This is a genomic window from Brachyspira catarrhinii (assembly GCF_005518285.1).
GTDB lineage: Bacteria > Spirochaetota > Brachyspiria > Brachyspirales > Brachyspiraceae > Brachyspira > Brachyspira catarrhinii.
Window position 1 is genome coordinate 1 of the sequence record NZ_SJDU01000782.1, and the last position, 453, is coordinate 453.

1 protein-coding gene is annotated in these 453 nt (G+C 37.5%); it reads left to right on the forward strand.

Annotated features, from left to right (window positions below):
- Positions 1-218, forward strand: a 218-nt coding sequence (locus EZH24_RS15200) for a hypothetical protein (RefSeq protein WP_236847283.1), incomplete at its 5' end; no start/stop codon positions are given.
- Positions 219-453 lie beyond the last annotated feature (235 nt).

A 453-nucleotide genomic window follows, 5' to 3' on the forward strand; every position in this document is an offset into this window, starting at 1 on the left:
TTGTTGACAAATTTGCAAAGTTTGTTATATTAGGTGTGGAAAGTGAAAGAAAGGATATCATTCGCTTCTGCGTCCCTTTGGGAACGAGGGCGAAAAAAGGATGTCATTACGAGGACTTGAAAAAGTCCGAAGTAATCCAAATATGGATTGATGCTTTTCTTAATAACAAGGCGGTTTCCCAACGGGACGCCTATGGCGAACCCCTTGTATGCAATTAGAAAAGGGACACAAGGGCTGAAGCCACCTTGTTATGAGAAATGGATTGCTTCGTTTACACTCGCACACGCTGTGCGCCTCACGGCGATGACGGTTGTAATGACGAGAATGATAAATATTGGAGATAGTTCTTTAAAAATGAGTTATTCTTTAATGGATTATTCTTTAATGAATTGCTATTTAATGAATTGTTTCCGTTATTTATAAAAAAAATTAATCTTTATGGAGGTTTTGTTT